Source organism: Streptococcus gallinaceus (assembly GCF_040545695.1).
Taxonomy (GTDB): domain Bacteria; phylum Bacillota; class Bacilli; order Lactobacillales; family Streptococcaceae; genus Streptococcus; species Streptococcus gallinaceus.
Genome location: NZ_JBEPMK010000001.1, coordinates 62015 through 74761, shown reverse-complemented (window position 1 = coordinate 74761; position 12747 = coordinate 62015). Strand labels below are relative to the sequence as shown.

General features: G+C 44.1%; 17 protein-coding genes. 1 reads left to right on the top strand and 16 read right to left on the bottom strand.

Translation table 11 applies throughout. The features are described 5' to 3' along the window. Positions 1-35 precede the first annotated feature (35 nt). Entirely contained in the window at positions 36-542 is a 507-nt protein-coding gene (locus ABID27_RS00440; protein ID WP_354279486.1) for a hypothetical protein, read from the bottom strand. 142 nt (positions 543-684) lie between these two features. Between ABID27_RS00440 and ABID27_RS00435 the strand changes: the two genes are divergently transcribed. Continuing rightward, positions 685-1491 carry a peptidylprolyl isomerase gene (locus ABID27_RS00435; protein WP_354279485.1) on the top strand — a complete coding sequence of 269 codons (807 nt, stop codon included), beginning with the start codon at positions 685-687 and terminating at the stop codon, positions 1489-1491. Between the two features lie 279 nt (positions 1492-1770). Here the strand turns inward: ABID27_RS00435 and ABID27_RS00430 are convergent, their stop codons facing one another. The 15 genes from ABID27_RS00430 to ABID27_RS00360 all read right to left on the bottom strand — a co-directional run bounded on the left by ABID27_RS00430 (position 1771) and on the right by ABID27_RS00360 (position 12744). Next, positions 1771-2457 carry a 5'-methylthioadenosine/adenosylhomocysteine nucleosidase gene (locus tag ABID27_RS00430; protein WP_354279484.1) on the bottom strand — a complete coding sequence of 229 codons (687 nt, stop codon included), beginning with the start codon at positions 2455-2457 and terminating at the stop codon, positions 1771-1773. A gap of 9 nt (positions 2458-2466) precedes the next feature. Beyond that, the gene (macP, locus tag ABID27_RS00425; RefSeq protein WP_253362434.1) at positions 2467-2772 is read right to left on the bottom strand and encodes a cell wall synthase accessory phosphoprotein MacP; all 306 of its coding nucleotides are present in this window, start codon (positions 2770-2772) and stop codon (positions 2467-2469) included. Between the two features lie 7 nt (positions 2773-2779). Beyond that, the gene (locus ABID27_RS00420; RefSeq protein WP_354279483.1) at positions 2780-3328 is read right to left on the bottom strand and encodes an NUDIX hydrolase; all 549 of its coding nucleotides are present in this window, start codon (positions 3326-3328) and stop codon (positions 2780-2782) included. A gap of 8 nt (positions 3329-3336) precedes the next feature. After that, positions 3337-4716, bottom strand: coding sequence for a bifunctional UDP-N-acetylglucosamine diphosphorylase/glucosamine-1-phosphate N-acetyltransferase GlmU (gene glmU / locus ABID27_RS00415; RefSeq protein WP_253362430.1), 1380 nt, complete (start codon positions 4714-4716; stop codon positions 3337-3339). An 82-nt stretch (positions 4717-4798) separates the two neighbouring features. After that, positions 4799-6079 carry a hypothetical protein gene (locus ABID27_RS00410; protein ID WP_354279481.1) on the bottom strand — a complete coding sequence of 427 codons (1281 nt, stop codon included), beginning with the start codon at positions 6077-6079 and terminating at the stop codon, positions 4799-4801. Positions 6080-6248: 169 nt separating this feature from the next. After that, positions 6249-6509 carry a type 1 glutamine amidotransferase family protein gene (locus ABID27_RS00405; RefSeq protein ID WP_253362426.1) on the bottom strand — a complete coding sequence of 87 codons (261 nt, stop codon included), beginning with the start codon at positions 6507-6509 and terminating at the stop codon, positions 6249-6251. Beyond that, the gene (locus ABID27_RS00400) at positions 6470-6835 is read right to left on the bottom strand and encodes a DJ-1/PfpI family protein (RefSeq protein WP_354279479.1); all 366 of its coding nucleotides are present in this window, start codon (positions 6833-6835) and stop codon (positions 6470-6472) included. The genes ABID27_RS00405 and ABID27_RS00400 overlap by 40 nt, the downstream gene beginning before the upstream one ends. A 9-nt stretch (positions 6836-6844) precedes the next feature. Next, positions 6845-7744, bottom strand: a complete 900-nt coding sequence (locus ABID27_RS00395) for a DUF4300 family protein (protein ID WP_354279477.1) — start codon at positions 7742-7744, stop codon at positions 6845-6847. Continuing rightward, positions 7741-8127: an NUDIX domain-containing protein gene (locus ABID27_RS00390; protein WP_354279475.1), complete on the bottom strand. Its 387-nt coding sequence runs from the start codon at positions 8125-8127 to the stop codon at positions 7741-7743. The genes ABID27_RS00395 and ABID27_RS00390 overlap by 4 nt, the downstream gene beginning before the upstream one ends. A 19-nt stretch (positions 8128-8146) precedes the next feature. Then, the gene (locus ABID27_RS00385; protein WP_354279473.1) at positions 8147-8572 is read right to left on the bottom strand and encodes an ASCH domain-containing protein; all 426 of its coding nucleotides are present in this window, start codon (positions 8570-8572) and stop codon (positions 8147-8149) included. Then, complete coding sequence (locus ABID27_RS00380) at positions 8547-8816, bottom strand: DUF3977 family protein (protein ID WP_253362415.1); 270 nt, start codon at positions 8814-8816, stop codon at positions 8547-8549. The genes ABID27_RS00385 and ABID27_RS00380 overlap by 26 nt, the downstream gene beginning before the upstream one ends. Further along, a complete protein-coding gene (locus tag ABID27_RS00375) occupies positions 8813-9511 on the bottom strand; it encodes a 3-oxoacyl-ACP reductase (RefSeq protein ID WP_354279471.1) in 699 nt (232 codons plus the stop codon). The genes ABID27_RS00380 and ABID27_RS00375 overlap by 4 nt, the downstream gene beginning before the upstream one ends. After that, positions 9504-9740, bottom strand: a complete 237-nt coding sequence (locus tag ABID27_RS00370) for a DUF2829 domain-containing protein (RefSeq protein WP_253362410.1) — start codon at positions 9738-9740, stop codon at positions 9504-9506. The genes ABID27_RS00375 and ABID27_RS00370 overlap by 8 nt, the downstream gene beginning before the upstream one ends. A 225-nt stretch (positions 9741-9965) precedes the next feature. Further along, positions 9966-11984 (bottom strand): FtsX-like permease family protein, encoded by a 2019-nt coding sequence (locus ABID27_RS00365; RefSeq protein WP_253365985.1) that lies wholly within the window; start codon positions 11982-11984, stop codon positions 9966-9968. Between the two features lies 1 nt (position 11985). Beyond that, entirely contained in the window at positions 11986-12744 is a 759-nt protein-coding gene (locus ABID27_RS00360) for an ABC transporter ATP-binding protein (RefSeq protein ID WP_253365984.1), read from the bottom strand. Positions 12745-12747: the final 3 nt, after the last annotated feature.

Here is a 12747-nt window from a genome sequence, read left to right as displayed (position 1 = left end):
TTTCAGCAACCCGTCGCGCGGACAAGGTGCTGGATTTAATATTTTTTCTTTGGATGGCGGTCGATGACTTGCGGATTGGCATCGATGGCTGCCTGTCCTTTTTCCGTCAATAGAATTCCTCGAACGGTAAAACAGTTCCCCAACTCATCTTCAGACAGATTGTCCTTCAAGGCCTGCTCCAAATCAGCCGCCTTCATTTTAGACAAGCCGGCGACTCCTCTGTCTTTTAAAATCCTCTTTTTCTTGGTCGCATTGATGTGATTCAAGGAAGCAAAGGCTGTTTCCAGCTGTGCATAGCCTTTATCTAGCAACATATCCAACCGCTTTGGAGCATTGATGCCATAGGTGTACTCGAAGTATTTTGGAAACCAAGATTCGTTGGTGAAGGTGTCAAAAGCAATCCGCCAGAGCAAGATAATATCTCCTGCCAGTAAGTCATCTTCTAGCAACTCCATATTCTTTTTTGGTACTGGTTTAAATTCTTCTGTCGCCAAATCACGTTCTGGCGAGATATAAGGTTTTACTGGATAATCTTCGTACATGTTCTTCTCCCATTTTTTTCTGTGTCTAGTATAGCATAAACGGAGTGCCAGCACTAGCTAGCTCTCCCCATTTCTTTGGCGGATTTTATGAGGAATTTATGATATAATGTGACTGATAAAACGATTCCCAGAAAGGATTGACATGAAAAAATCTCTCGTATGGGCAGCTTTGGCTGCCAGCCTGCTCTTGACAGCTTGTGCAAAGACAAGTGAAAAAGACAACTCTTCTAGCGCTGCAACCAGCAGCCAAACTAGCTCAACTGACACTTCTGCTAGCCAACAACACCAAAAAGACTTGGCTTACGCTATCAACAACCCAAATGCCGTTTTTCCACAATTAACAACGGATATTGCTGAAAATGAAGCTGCTGTCACACTCAAGACAAGTGCCGGCGACATTACACTCAAACTTTTCCCAGAACAAGCTCCTCTTGCTGTGGAAAACTTCCTAACGCATGCCAAGGAAGGTTACTACAACGGCGTTCTTTTCCACCGCGTCATTAAGAATTTCATGATTCAAACTGGTGACCCTAAAGGGAACGGAACAGGTGGCGAGTCTATCTGGAAAGGTAAAGACAAGACGATTGATGCGGGAAATGGTTTCAAAAATGAAATTTCTGCCTTCCTCTACAACATCCGCGGCTCTCTTGCTATGGCAAATGCTGGCGCAAATACAAATGGTAGCCAATTTTACATCAACCAAAATACAGCTGATGCTTCTGGCCAATTGACCTCTGACAAGTACCCAGCTAAAATCATCGAAGCCTATAAAAACGGGGGAAATCCTAGCCTAGACGGTGGCTATACAGTCTTTGGACAAGTAACAAGTGGCATGGACATTGTCGACAAAATTGCTGCAACCGAAACCGGCGCAAACGACAAACCAACCTCTGACATCAAAATCGAAAGCATCGAAATTGTGAAAGATTACGATTTTAATAAGAAATAAAAAATAACCTAGGACTCCGTCCTGGGTTATTCTTTGTAATTTTAACAGTTTGACGCAGTGGTTGACTGAATGTTCTCATTCCTTGCTGGGCAAGCAATTTCGAATCTTGTGACTAGTTCTATCTCCCACCTTAAAAGGTTCACCGAACCTTTTTGAGCTAGTCAACTGTGCGGTGGTGAGTTAAAAAGGTCCGGGAGACCTTTTTAATTTGGAAATGGAACTTGCAAGGTAAGTGTCTACAAAATCGATTTCTGCGAAATCACGATTGAGTCCCACTCTCTATTTTTCCAAAAAGGCGAGTAAGATTTTAGCGGATTGTTCCCCTGCTTGGATGATAAATTCGTCAAAGGTAATATTGGCATCGCCCTGGGCTGTGTCACTCATTGCACGGATGACGAGGAAGGATTTACCCGCATTAACCGCTGCTTGTGCGATGGCTGCGCCTTCCATTTCTACGGCCAGTACTTGTGGAAAATGCGCCTTAATAGCTGCGATCTTATCCTGACCAGCAATAAAGCTGTCTCCTGTTGCGATGAGACCAACTTGGCTCACCAATTCTTGTTCTACTAAGACGCTCCGCATGTTTTCAAGCAGGACTTGGTCTGCTGGAAAATACAGTTCTTGCCCAGCCATTTGACCATAGGCATAGCCAAAAGCTGTTACATCTACATCGTGGTAGGCTAATTGATCTGCCACCACGACATCACCGATTTGCAAACCATCTGCTACTGCTCCGGCCGAACCTGTGTTAATCACGGCGTCCACTTGGAAATGGTCTGCTAAGATAGCAACTGACATGGCAGACATGACTTTCCCGATACCGGATTGGACCAAGACTACTTCATGCTTGCCCAAGCGACCTGTATAGTAGGTATTGCCCAAGACAGGGACTTCTTCTTTTTCTGCCAAAGTTTCTACAAGAATGCCTAATTCTTGAGGCATGGCAGCAATAATACCAAATTTCATAATTCTCCTTTAAAAGTAAATCACGGCAAGGATAAATACAATCAGAAGAAGAACAATCCAAAACAAAATGGTATTGACTTTTGACTTAAATCGTTCCTTTTTGATGGTTTCAATTCGACGACTCTTTACCACCGAGGCTTCCACAGGAATGCGCATGGTCTGTCCTTCTTGGTAGCCTTGATAGTCGTCTTCTCCATATTGCCACTCTTCTACATCATCTTCATAGACGTCTTCTGCATCTTCCTCGTAGTAGCCAAATCGTTTTTTACGGGCTTCACGTTGCAGCACTTCGTCTGTTAATAGGGGCTTGCTCATACCAACCCTACTTTCTCAGCAGTTGATAATATTGAATGGCCATGATGGTCTTGGCATCACAAATTTCTCCACGAGCCACTAAATCAAGGGCTTGCTCTAAGGTCACTTCATACAGTTCAATCACTTCATCTTCGTCTTGCGGACGAGGATTTTCGACCTTGACCAAGTTCTCTGCTAGATAGAGACGCAAGCGTTCATTACAAAATCCAATCGCAGAATAAAAATCTGAAAGCAAGGTTAATTTGTCAGTGGTGTACCCTGTCTCTTCTTCCAATTCACGAAGAGCAGCTGCCTGAAGCGCATCCTCTTCGCCCACTTCGAGCTTGCCTGCAGGGATTTCATAAATCACGCGCTCAATGGCCTTACGAAATTGGCGGACTAAGACAATCTTGTCTTCAGGTGTCACGGCAAGGACACAGACTGCACCTTTGTGAAAAATGAGTTCTCGTTTTGCTTGCCCGAGACCGTTTGGCAACTCGACGTCATCGACAACCACGTCGAAAATATGGCCATTAAAAATCTCTTTGCGGCTAATTGTTTTTTCTTCAAATTCCATAACAACTCCTATTTTTGACTTGGATGGTGAGGAAGACGTGTTGCGTAGCCTTCTTTGTTTTCCTGGCGAGAGCGTCCGATGGCAACGGTATCTGCTGGGACATTGCAGGTAATGGTTGAGCCGGCTGCTGTTAAGGCACTGTCTCCGATTTCAAGTGGAGCGATGAGGGTTGAATTGCTACCGACAAAGACATTGTCTTTGATAACGGTCTTGTATTTGCCTTGACCGTCGTAATTGACAGTGATGGTTCCCGCACCAAAGTTGACATTAGCGCCCACTTCCGCATTACCAATATAAGTCAAGTGACCAGCCTTGGTATTTTCACCCAAACTTGAACCCTTCACTTCCACAAAGTTTCCGACATGGACATCTTTTTTCAAGAGGCTATCTGGACGGATATGAGCAAATGGTCCCACTGTTACCCCAGCTTCAATGACAGATTGTTCAATATCTGACTGGCTAATCACCACATCCTCAGCAATAACCGAATCCGTCACACGCGTACCGTTTGTCAAAACTGTCCGCTCTCCAATTTTTGTCTGACCTTTTAGGACAACATTGGCTTCAATGACGGCTTCTGCCCCAATTTCCACATCGATGTCGATGTAGGTCGCTGCTGGGTTGGTAAAGGTCACTCCGTTAACCATGTGGCGCTCGGTAATGCGTTTGCGCATCACGGCTTCTGCTGTCGCAAGTGCAATGCGGTCATTGACACCCAGACTCTCGTCAAAGTCACGAAGAATATAGGCACCAACTTTTTCACCTGCTTGACGGAAAATAGAAATCACGTCTGTCAGGTAATATTCACCCTGAGCATTATCCGTATTGATGTCTTTTAAGGCTTCAAAGAGGCGTTTGTTATCAAACAAATAGGTTCCTGTATTGATTTCCTTGATTTGTTTTTCAAAGTCATTGGCATCTTTTTGTTCCACAATCTTCAAGACTTCTCCGTCTGTATTGCGGATAATCCGGCCATAACCGAATGGATTGTCGGCCTGCGCTGTTAAAATCGTTGCAACATTTTTGTGGCTGACATGGAAATTAATCAAGTTTTTCAGACTTTCCCCTGTAATCAGTGGTGTGTCCCCTGCGATGACCAAGGTTTGTCCTTCTAAGTCTGCCAAGGCTGGCTCTGCCATCATGACAGCATGCCCTGTTCCTAACTGCTCTGATTGAAGGGCAAAGTCAGATTGACCTTCCAAAACTTCTTGAACCAGCTCTGCTTTATGGCCTACGATGGTCTCAATCTTAGCTGGCTCAATTGCTGAAACCGCACGAAATACGTGTTCCAACATAGAAATACCTGCTACCTTGTGCAAGACTTTAGGAAGATCTGACTTCATCCGTGTTCCCTTACCAGCTGCTAAAATAATTGCATAATTTGTCATAATTTTATTTCCTCACTTAAAAATGGCTGAGTTCATCACTATATTATATCATAATTCAAACAATAAATAGACACTGCTCTGACTATTCGCTTGCTTGGGACGATGGATGGTCTGAAATTTGCTTACCCAGCACAAATTTTGAGACAATGGCTGAGTGTGGTTTTTGGTATTCTCTCTCAAAATAATCCTGATAAACGCCCGGAGTCAAGATACCATGATTCGCGACATTGTCTGTGCCAATAGCTGCTAGAATGGTATCTGCCAGGAGAACACAGTTGGTCGTCATGACAAAGTAGGTCTTGAATTTTGTCTGGGTAAACTTAAAATTATCTACCCGATAACGTTGATTGAGCTGTCCCAGATAACTTTCCTTCTGCGCCTGACTAGTCAAGTAGAAAGGCTGCGTCCAAGACATCATCTCACCCAGTCTTTCTTCAATGGCTTGTTTTTGTGCATCTGTTAAAACCATGCCATAGCCCAGCACAGCCCGCCAATCCTCTTGAGCGAGCGAGGCCAGATAATCTTCGCTAGATAGACGGAACAAAACGCCGTCACCCATGATCCCAAAAAAACGAGCACTATCCACATCGTATTGCCCATAAGCATAGGTCATGCCCTTATAAGAAATATCCACATGCCCCATCATCTCAAAGCCTTTTCGAGCCGTATGAATCCAAATTTCCAAGTCTGGTTGCTGAGTCGGCAAGCCTTTTTCTTCTAGCAAAATAGGTTGACTACGATTGGGATTGAGCAGGCGATTGACTGCATTCAAGGCGCTGACAGGAATAATAGCTGATAGGAATATGGGCAGACCCAAGTGTTTGCGTCTACCTCTAGTCGGAAAGGATGGCCGGTCAAAATCCCAAGCATCTTTTAAGGCAGTAAAACCTCGGACAATCAAGGACAGACCCAAAAAACTATAAATCCAGCCCAATGTCCCCTCCAAATGCACCAAGGCGTATATGGAGAAAAAAAGATGTAAAAGCGCATCAAATAGAGTCCAAAGTGAGATTTTTTTCTGACTGTTCCACTGTAAAATGAGGTCAATAAACAAGATACACCCCAAGACAAAAAACTCCAGAACCAGAATAATGGCTAAAAATCCTGCTGGCAAAAGAGCATTGTTAAAGAAAAAAATCGTTAAAAAGAGATGAAACCAAAAGGCCAGTACTTCTCTTCTATCACGTCCCTTCTTTCGCAGGAGACCAAGCCCCTTCCAAAGCACTTGCAGTAAAAATAAGAGAGCGATTGCCGCAAATAAGCCTGTCGCAAATTGAATATTCCACCATAAAAACAGACAGCCAAAGCCTATCAAGAGACTTCCCCATATCATTGCTGCCCCTTTTTTCCGATCTGTCAGCATCCATTTCTCCTTACTAATAAAAAGAATCTAGGACAAAAGTCCTGGGTTCTTTATTTTTTATAATTTTAGCAGTTTGACGCAGGAGTTGGGACGACAAAATCGATTTCTGCGAAATCACGATTGAGTCCCACTCTCTATATCATGATTTTATACGACTGTACTGCGTCTGCTAGATGGTGGCAAATTCGTCTTCAGCCCAGTTGTCATTCCACCGATACTCAGCTCGATGCGCCAATTCACGCGCCAGCTTTTCTCCAAAACAATCTGAAATAAAGCCCAGTGTCATATCCATTCCCGCTGAAACTCCTGACGAAGTATAAAATTTTCCGTCTCTTATCCAGCGCGCCTTGGTCTGCCACTTGACCTTGTCTGACTGACCGCATACCCAAGTCAGGGCACGTTTGTTGCTGGTAGCGGCCTTGTCATCCAAGGCACCACTTCTAGCCAGAGGGCGCTGCCTGTGCAGACACTCAAGACCCAGCGTGACCGATCAACAAGTTCGTTTAGACGTTCTAAAAATAGCGGATTTTCAATCACCTTTCGCGTTCCCATCCCACCTGGCAAGAGAAGGATAGCCCAACTCTCCAAGTCACGCATGGTTTGGGTATATAATTGAATCCCTTGTTTGGTGGAAATCAGGCCTCCGTCCATGGACACATAGGGCAACTGCGCATCTGGCAATCCCGATAAAAACTCAACAGGACCAAACAAATCCAGTGCTTCAAAGTCATCAAATACCACACATACAATCTTCATCGGCTTTTCCTATTCTTCTAACGGTTGGTCATTTTCCATTAAAAATGGTCGTGTGCCACCAGTCGTGTCAACGTCATACTTGTCTAACAAGTAGCCAACCAAAGCCTTTTTAGACTTGAATCGCAAGACTTGGTAGGGCTCTTCAAAGGAAATTTTTTCCACAAAAAGAAATTCAGTTTCAGATGGAACCAAAACGCCGACATGTCCGATGAAAAGCTTGGTCTTCTTCTCATCAATCTGGTCGTGCATCCAAACAGAAATCATCTTAGCTTGACCAGTCTCAAAGGTCACTCCCATCTTTTTCCAGTAGGCTTGCACTTTTTTAACATGAAGGTGTGTGTCCGTGACATTTTCAGTCGCAACTGCACTAAAAATCGTTTGAAAGCGACTAGCCTCCTCGGCCGTCAGCTGGTAAGAAGCTGGCGCATGCTGAATGGCATCCTTGTCAATGAAAAGAAGGCTGTCATCATAACCCGTCGTACTCTTTGTCGTGATGAGCCCCCTCAGCAAGCCAAAACTAGTCAAGCGGCAATTATAACCTGGAAAGTCCGGAAACTGTGCCATCCATTTTTCACTGATAGCTACCACATCATAGGCTGGAATCAGTTCTTTTGAAGTTCCAAATCCCGTCTGCACCAAACTATCCGTCGGAACGTGTTGGTTATAGAAATTTACCTGCTCCAAAAATTTGGTGACATTTTCTTGAGGAAAGGCCTGCTCCAACACACTTTTGACCTCTGTCTGCATTTGACTATCCAGCAAATTGGAATAGTTGATTGACTTGGTCACTTGCTTGCGGGCTGCCATTTGGGTGCTGGTCGGTGTGACTGCATCTCCACTTTGCTTTTGACTAGCACAAGCCGTCAAGAGCAGACAAGATGCGACTAGTAGTAGATACTTAGGTTTCATTTTTTCTTTATCCTTTCAAGGGAAATAAGGGGGAAAATGCTGACTTGATCCAAGTGGGCGAGTTTCTGCCAATAGGGCTGGTAGGCATTGTACTCTGTCATCCGTTCCCGTTCTTCTCCTCCTATCTCAAGCGGTTGGTGCTGTAACTTCGTCGCCGCCAGAAAGGTTATTCCCTCAGCAGTAGCCTCTAGTTGCTCCAGACTAGACATCTCTAAACTGATAGCCAACTCCTCTTGGATTTCTCGCACAGCTGCTTGCTCCGGGGTCTCTCCCTCTTCTATCCTACCACCTGGCCAGACAAGGTAGGAGCGACCATTTTTCATCCGACCAATGGCAATGGCGTATCGCTCTGACTCGTCCAAGATAATCACTGTTGCGCGCATGCTATACCTCGATTTTCGCCTACTTATAAACCACTTCAAACTCTTCTAAGACAATCTTGCTTTCTTCTGTGAAGGTCAAGCCGCATTCTTCGAAAAAGGCTTCATGAACCTGTCTCCAGTAAGCCAGACTACGGTCACCCTCGCCTTCTTTGAAGGCATGCTCTGCGGACACCTCTCCAAAAGGAACCACTGCTACTTTCGTGATGCGGACGATGCAGACAGCATGCCCTTGTCCATCTAAAATGACATCGTAAGTGCCCGCCTCTGGAATTGGCTCCTTGTCCACTTCGTATAAGTCATAGGCTGATGCCGTTGCGGTTTTCTTGCCTTCCAAAACGAGCTGTGCTAGCAAATCAGGCTCCATACCAAAAGCCCATGCGTCTATCTCGTCCCCAATCGTCGGATTGATTCCCTTGTATTTATTCCATAATTCTCTTGGTGTCATCTTCTACCTCCGATGCAATTCCGAAAATAAATTTCACTGCTCTACGCTTCTTTTCTTGCTTTTTAAAGCCTTCTTGCCAATCCCAGATGTAGACAATTTTACCTAGCCAGATGCGTAGATAGACTGACTTGGGCTTGATAGGTCCAGAAATTCCCTTGACTTCCCATTCACTGCCATCGTCTTTTTCAAACTCAGTCCGAATGAGCCAGCGATTGCCGAAGCCAAATTCAATATATTTTGTCATTTCAAACTCCAACCGCCGTCAATCTTAACAATTTCGCCTTGCATGGACTGGGCTTTTCCAGATGCTAGAAATAGAGTCAGCTCTGCGATTTCACTTGGGTCTGTCCATCGTCCAATCGGTGTCTCGCTCGCCACCCAGTCTGCCATGCCACCTGGCTCAAAGTCTGCCTGTGTCATGCCTGTTTTGACTGCCCCAGGTGCAATGCCAAATACTTGAACGCCATCCTTGGCATAGTCCAAGGCCAATTGGCGGGTAAATCCAGCTAAAGCGTGCTTAGAGCTAGTGTAGGCGGCACCGCCTCCACCAGCTAAAAAGCTAGCAATGGAGCACATATTGATGATGACACCTGATTGCTTTGCGACCATTTTAGACAGGTAAAAGCGCGTAATGCCAACCGCCGCAAAAAAATTAGTCTGAAAAATGGTCTCAAAGGTCTCTTCTGACGTTTCAAGAAGAGGCTGATAGGTATCCAAAATCCCAGCTGTATTGCAGAGGATATCCACTTGAGGAAGAGCTTGAAAAAGAGGGGTTAAGTCACCAGTCACATCCAGCTGGAGAAAATGAAAGTCTCCTGACAAAGCTGGTTTCTCCGAGCAATCAATCCCATAAACGCGATAGCCATTTTCCAAAAATAAGCGCGCCTGAGCTAGCCCAATCCCTGAGCTAACGCCCGTCACCAAAACGCTCTTAGTCATAAACTTGAACCCAGTCTGTCGCCAGCACATCACATGGTGTCGGACTCCACATAGAGAAGCCCTCTCCCTCGCCCGCCACGTTAATCAAAAAGTAAGGCGTCGCCTCTAGCTTCTGCCCATTGACCTCAATGGTATCAAAGAGCTGCACATAATTTTCAGCACCGCCCCAGCCAGTACGAACGTATTTTTTAAATTCCTTTAACCCTGGTAAAATTTCTTCAAATGTCATGGTTTCCTCCTCTTCTTTTTCTTTATTGTACCAAAAAAGAGAGATTTGGCACAAGTCCACCTAAAAAAGCAGTTAGCGAAAGACTATGAATAACCATATTTGAAAGACAATGAAAATACATTAAAAACGAATGATAAATAAATCCTAATCTCTGTAGGGTTACTACCATTCGCTTTTTCAGTTTATTTCACAAGATATTAAAATCTAACCATAACAAATTGGCTTTTACTTACCAATAATTTTATGGTAGGCATGCGATGTCCCTAGATAGACCAGAACATAGAGGACGAAATAAATGAGACAGGTTACCAAAGTGACTTGGAAAATAAAGCTAGTATCTAGTAGGCTAAGCAGACGCAAGATAAGAGATAGCATCTTAAAGGCAAAAGCCAGATGGATAAAAGCAACTGCGATAGGAAGGAAGAAGACCGTCAACATCTGCTTGCCGATACTTTTCTTCGTCGCTTCTTGATCTAGTCCCACTTTTTGCATGATGGCAAACCGCTCCTTATCCTCATAGCCTTCTGAGACCTGTTTGTAATAGATGACAAGAACTGCTGCCATAAAGAAGACTGATGTCAAAAGAAGACCAATAAAGAGAAACGAGCCTGTAAAGGCAAAGAAGTCTCTTTCCATGTCTATCCGAGTGGAGGCGTAGAAATGATTAAACGTGATCTCTTTATTCTCTGTGTTGTCATTACCATCCATATATCTCCACTTTTCACCCAGTTTAGATTGTTCATCAGCCGAGAGGGAAGTATCTATCCCAAAGTAGTAATGACTCTTCTCAACTGGCAGAACCTCTACACCATCTGCTACGACGATTAGAGTATCCTTGTCCATTATAAAACTCATTGAACGAGGGAGTTTCTTTTTAGTAATATCGTGATCCAGCACCTGCTTAATCACATAAGTCTTCCCATTTAGAATCAGGTCTTTATCCGTCTGATAATTCATCCCCTGACTATAGAGGAGAATTTGACGGCCTGACAAGTCTGCCTCTTTCCCCGTCAACTTCTTATAGTCGCTAGCTGAGATGACACTGATAGCTCCCTTAGTATAAGAGTCCATTGTTCCATAAGTATCTTCCATACCTGTATAGGTTTCAAGACGATTGCCCTCTACTTTTTTAATAAATTCAAATTGATAGGTATAGTCCGTTACTTGAGCATCTGAAATCTTTTCTTCTTTAATCAGTTTATCCACATAACTTCTAGCCTCTTGCTGAGTGCCAGACACCGTTCCATCCTCATTTTTCAAGGGTTCCATAACGATGGCAATTTCCTGTGGATAAGAAATGGCAACGGTATTGTGCCCACCGAAATAAATATTGACACCTGCAATCAGTGTCACCAAAACCATGGTCGATAAGATGGCGATGGTCGCAAGTCCCATGGCGTTTTTTCGCATACGGAAAATCAAGTTTGACACCGAGATAAAGTTGCTTGGTTGATAAAAATAGGAAGGACGATTTTTCAAAAATCGAAGAAAAACAATAGTCCCTGCATTAAAGAGTAGATAGGTCGCAAAGATAACCATAAGAACAGCGATAAAGAAGTTGCTTATTGCTGTGCTAGGATTAGAAATATCTGTTGCCAGCCAATAGGCAGCTCCCAAAACAAGAGTACCTATGAGAGTTTGTAGCTTGAGGAACCGTCCCTTTTTCTCACCTGTTCGCTTACCCTTGACTAGATTGAGTGAGGAAGAAAAACCGATTTTGCCTGCATTTAAAAGACTGGTAAAGGAAAAAATAACTGCAAAAGCCAACAAAACGGTTACCACACTCTTCCACTGAAAAGTGGAGCTAAAGACAACGGGCACTTGAATAATTCTTAGTAAAATGGCATAAAAGAGATTGTCCAACAAGATGCCAGTTAAAATACCCAGACCAGTCGCCATGCTGCCAAAGAGAAAAGTTTCTACTCCATTCATATAAAGAAGGTGTTTCTTATCCAAACCCAACACACTGTAGAGTCCAAACTCTTTGGAGCGCTGTTTCATGACAAAGGCATTAGCATAGAGAATCATCAAACTCACGGTAACCAAAACGACGACTAGACCAAATCCCATGATCGAATTGACAGCACTTGAAAAGGCAACTTTTTTGATATCGGGATTGTAGGTAAGAGAAGTAAAAATATAGGCCACAGCCGAAGACAGTACGGTCATCAAGGCAAATGGGTAGTAGAGTTCCCGATTTTTCAAGAGATTGGAAACGGCTAATTTATGCGTTAGTCCCCACATATTATTCACCTCGATTCGCCATGACGGTCAAGGTATCTGAAATTGCTTGGAACATCTCTTGCTCAGTACGGCCTCCGCGGTAAATTTGATTGTAGAGGATACCATCTCGAATAAAGAGCACGCGCTTGGCACGACTGGCCGCTGTTGTCGAGTGGGTCACCATCAAAATGGTCTGCCCTTGTTCATTGATGGTATCAAAGACATCGAGCAAGGTCGCTGAGGACTTAGAATCCAAGGCACCTGTCGGCTCATCTGCTAAGAGGATTTCTGGTTGGGTGATGATGGCACGTGCTACTGCCACTCGTTGCTGCTGACCTCCCGAAATCTCATAAGGCATTTTATTCTTTAAGGTAGCAATCCCTAGATGATTGAGAATGTCTATCCCACGCTTATTCATCTCTCCAACAGGCACGCGAGACAGAACGAGGGGCAAGAGGACATTATCCTTGACAGACAGGGTATCTAAAAGATTAAAATCCTGAAAAACAAAGCCTAATTTTTCACGGCGAAAAGCAGATGCTTCCTTCTGCTTGATGGACTGCGTATCCACCCCTTTCAACAAAATTTTCCCCTCCGTTGGCTTGTCTAACATAGCTAGGATATTGAGCAAGGTTGACTTACCACTCCCTGACTCTCCCATAATCGCCACATATTCCCCTTCATCCACTGTAAAATGAATGTCCTTCAAGGCCTCGACTTGATTGACCTGAAAGCGAGTTTGGTAAATCTTTTTCACATGTTGTACATCTAGTAGTGTCATCAC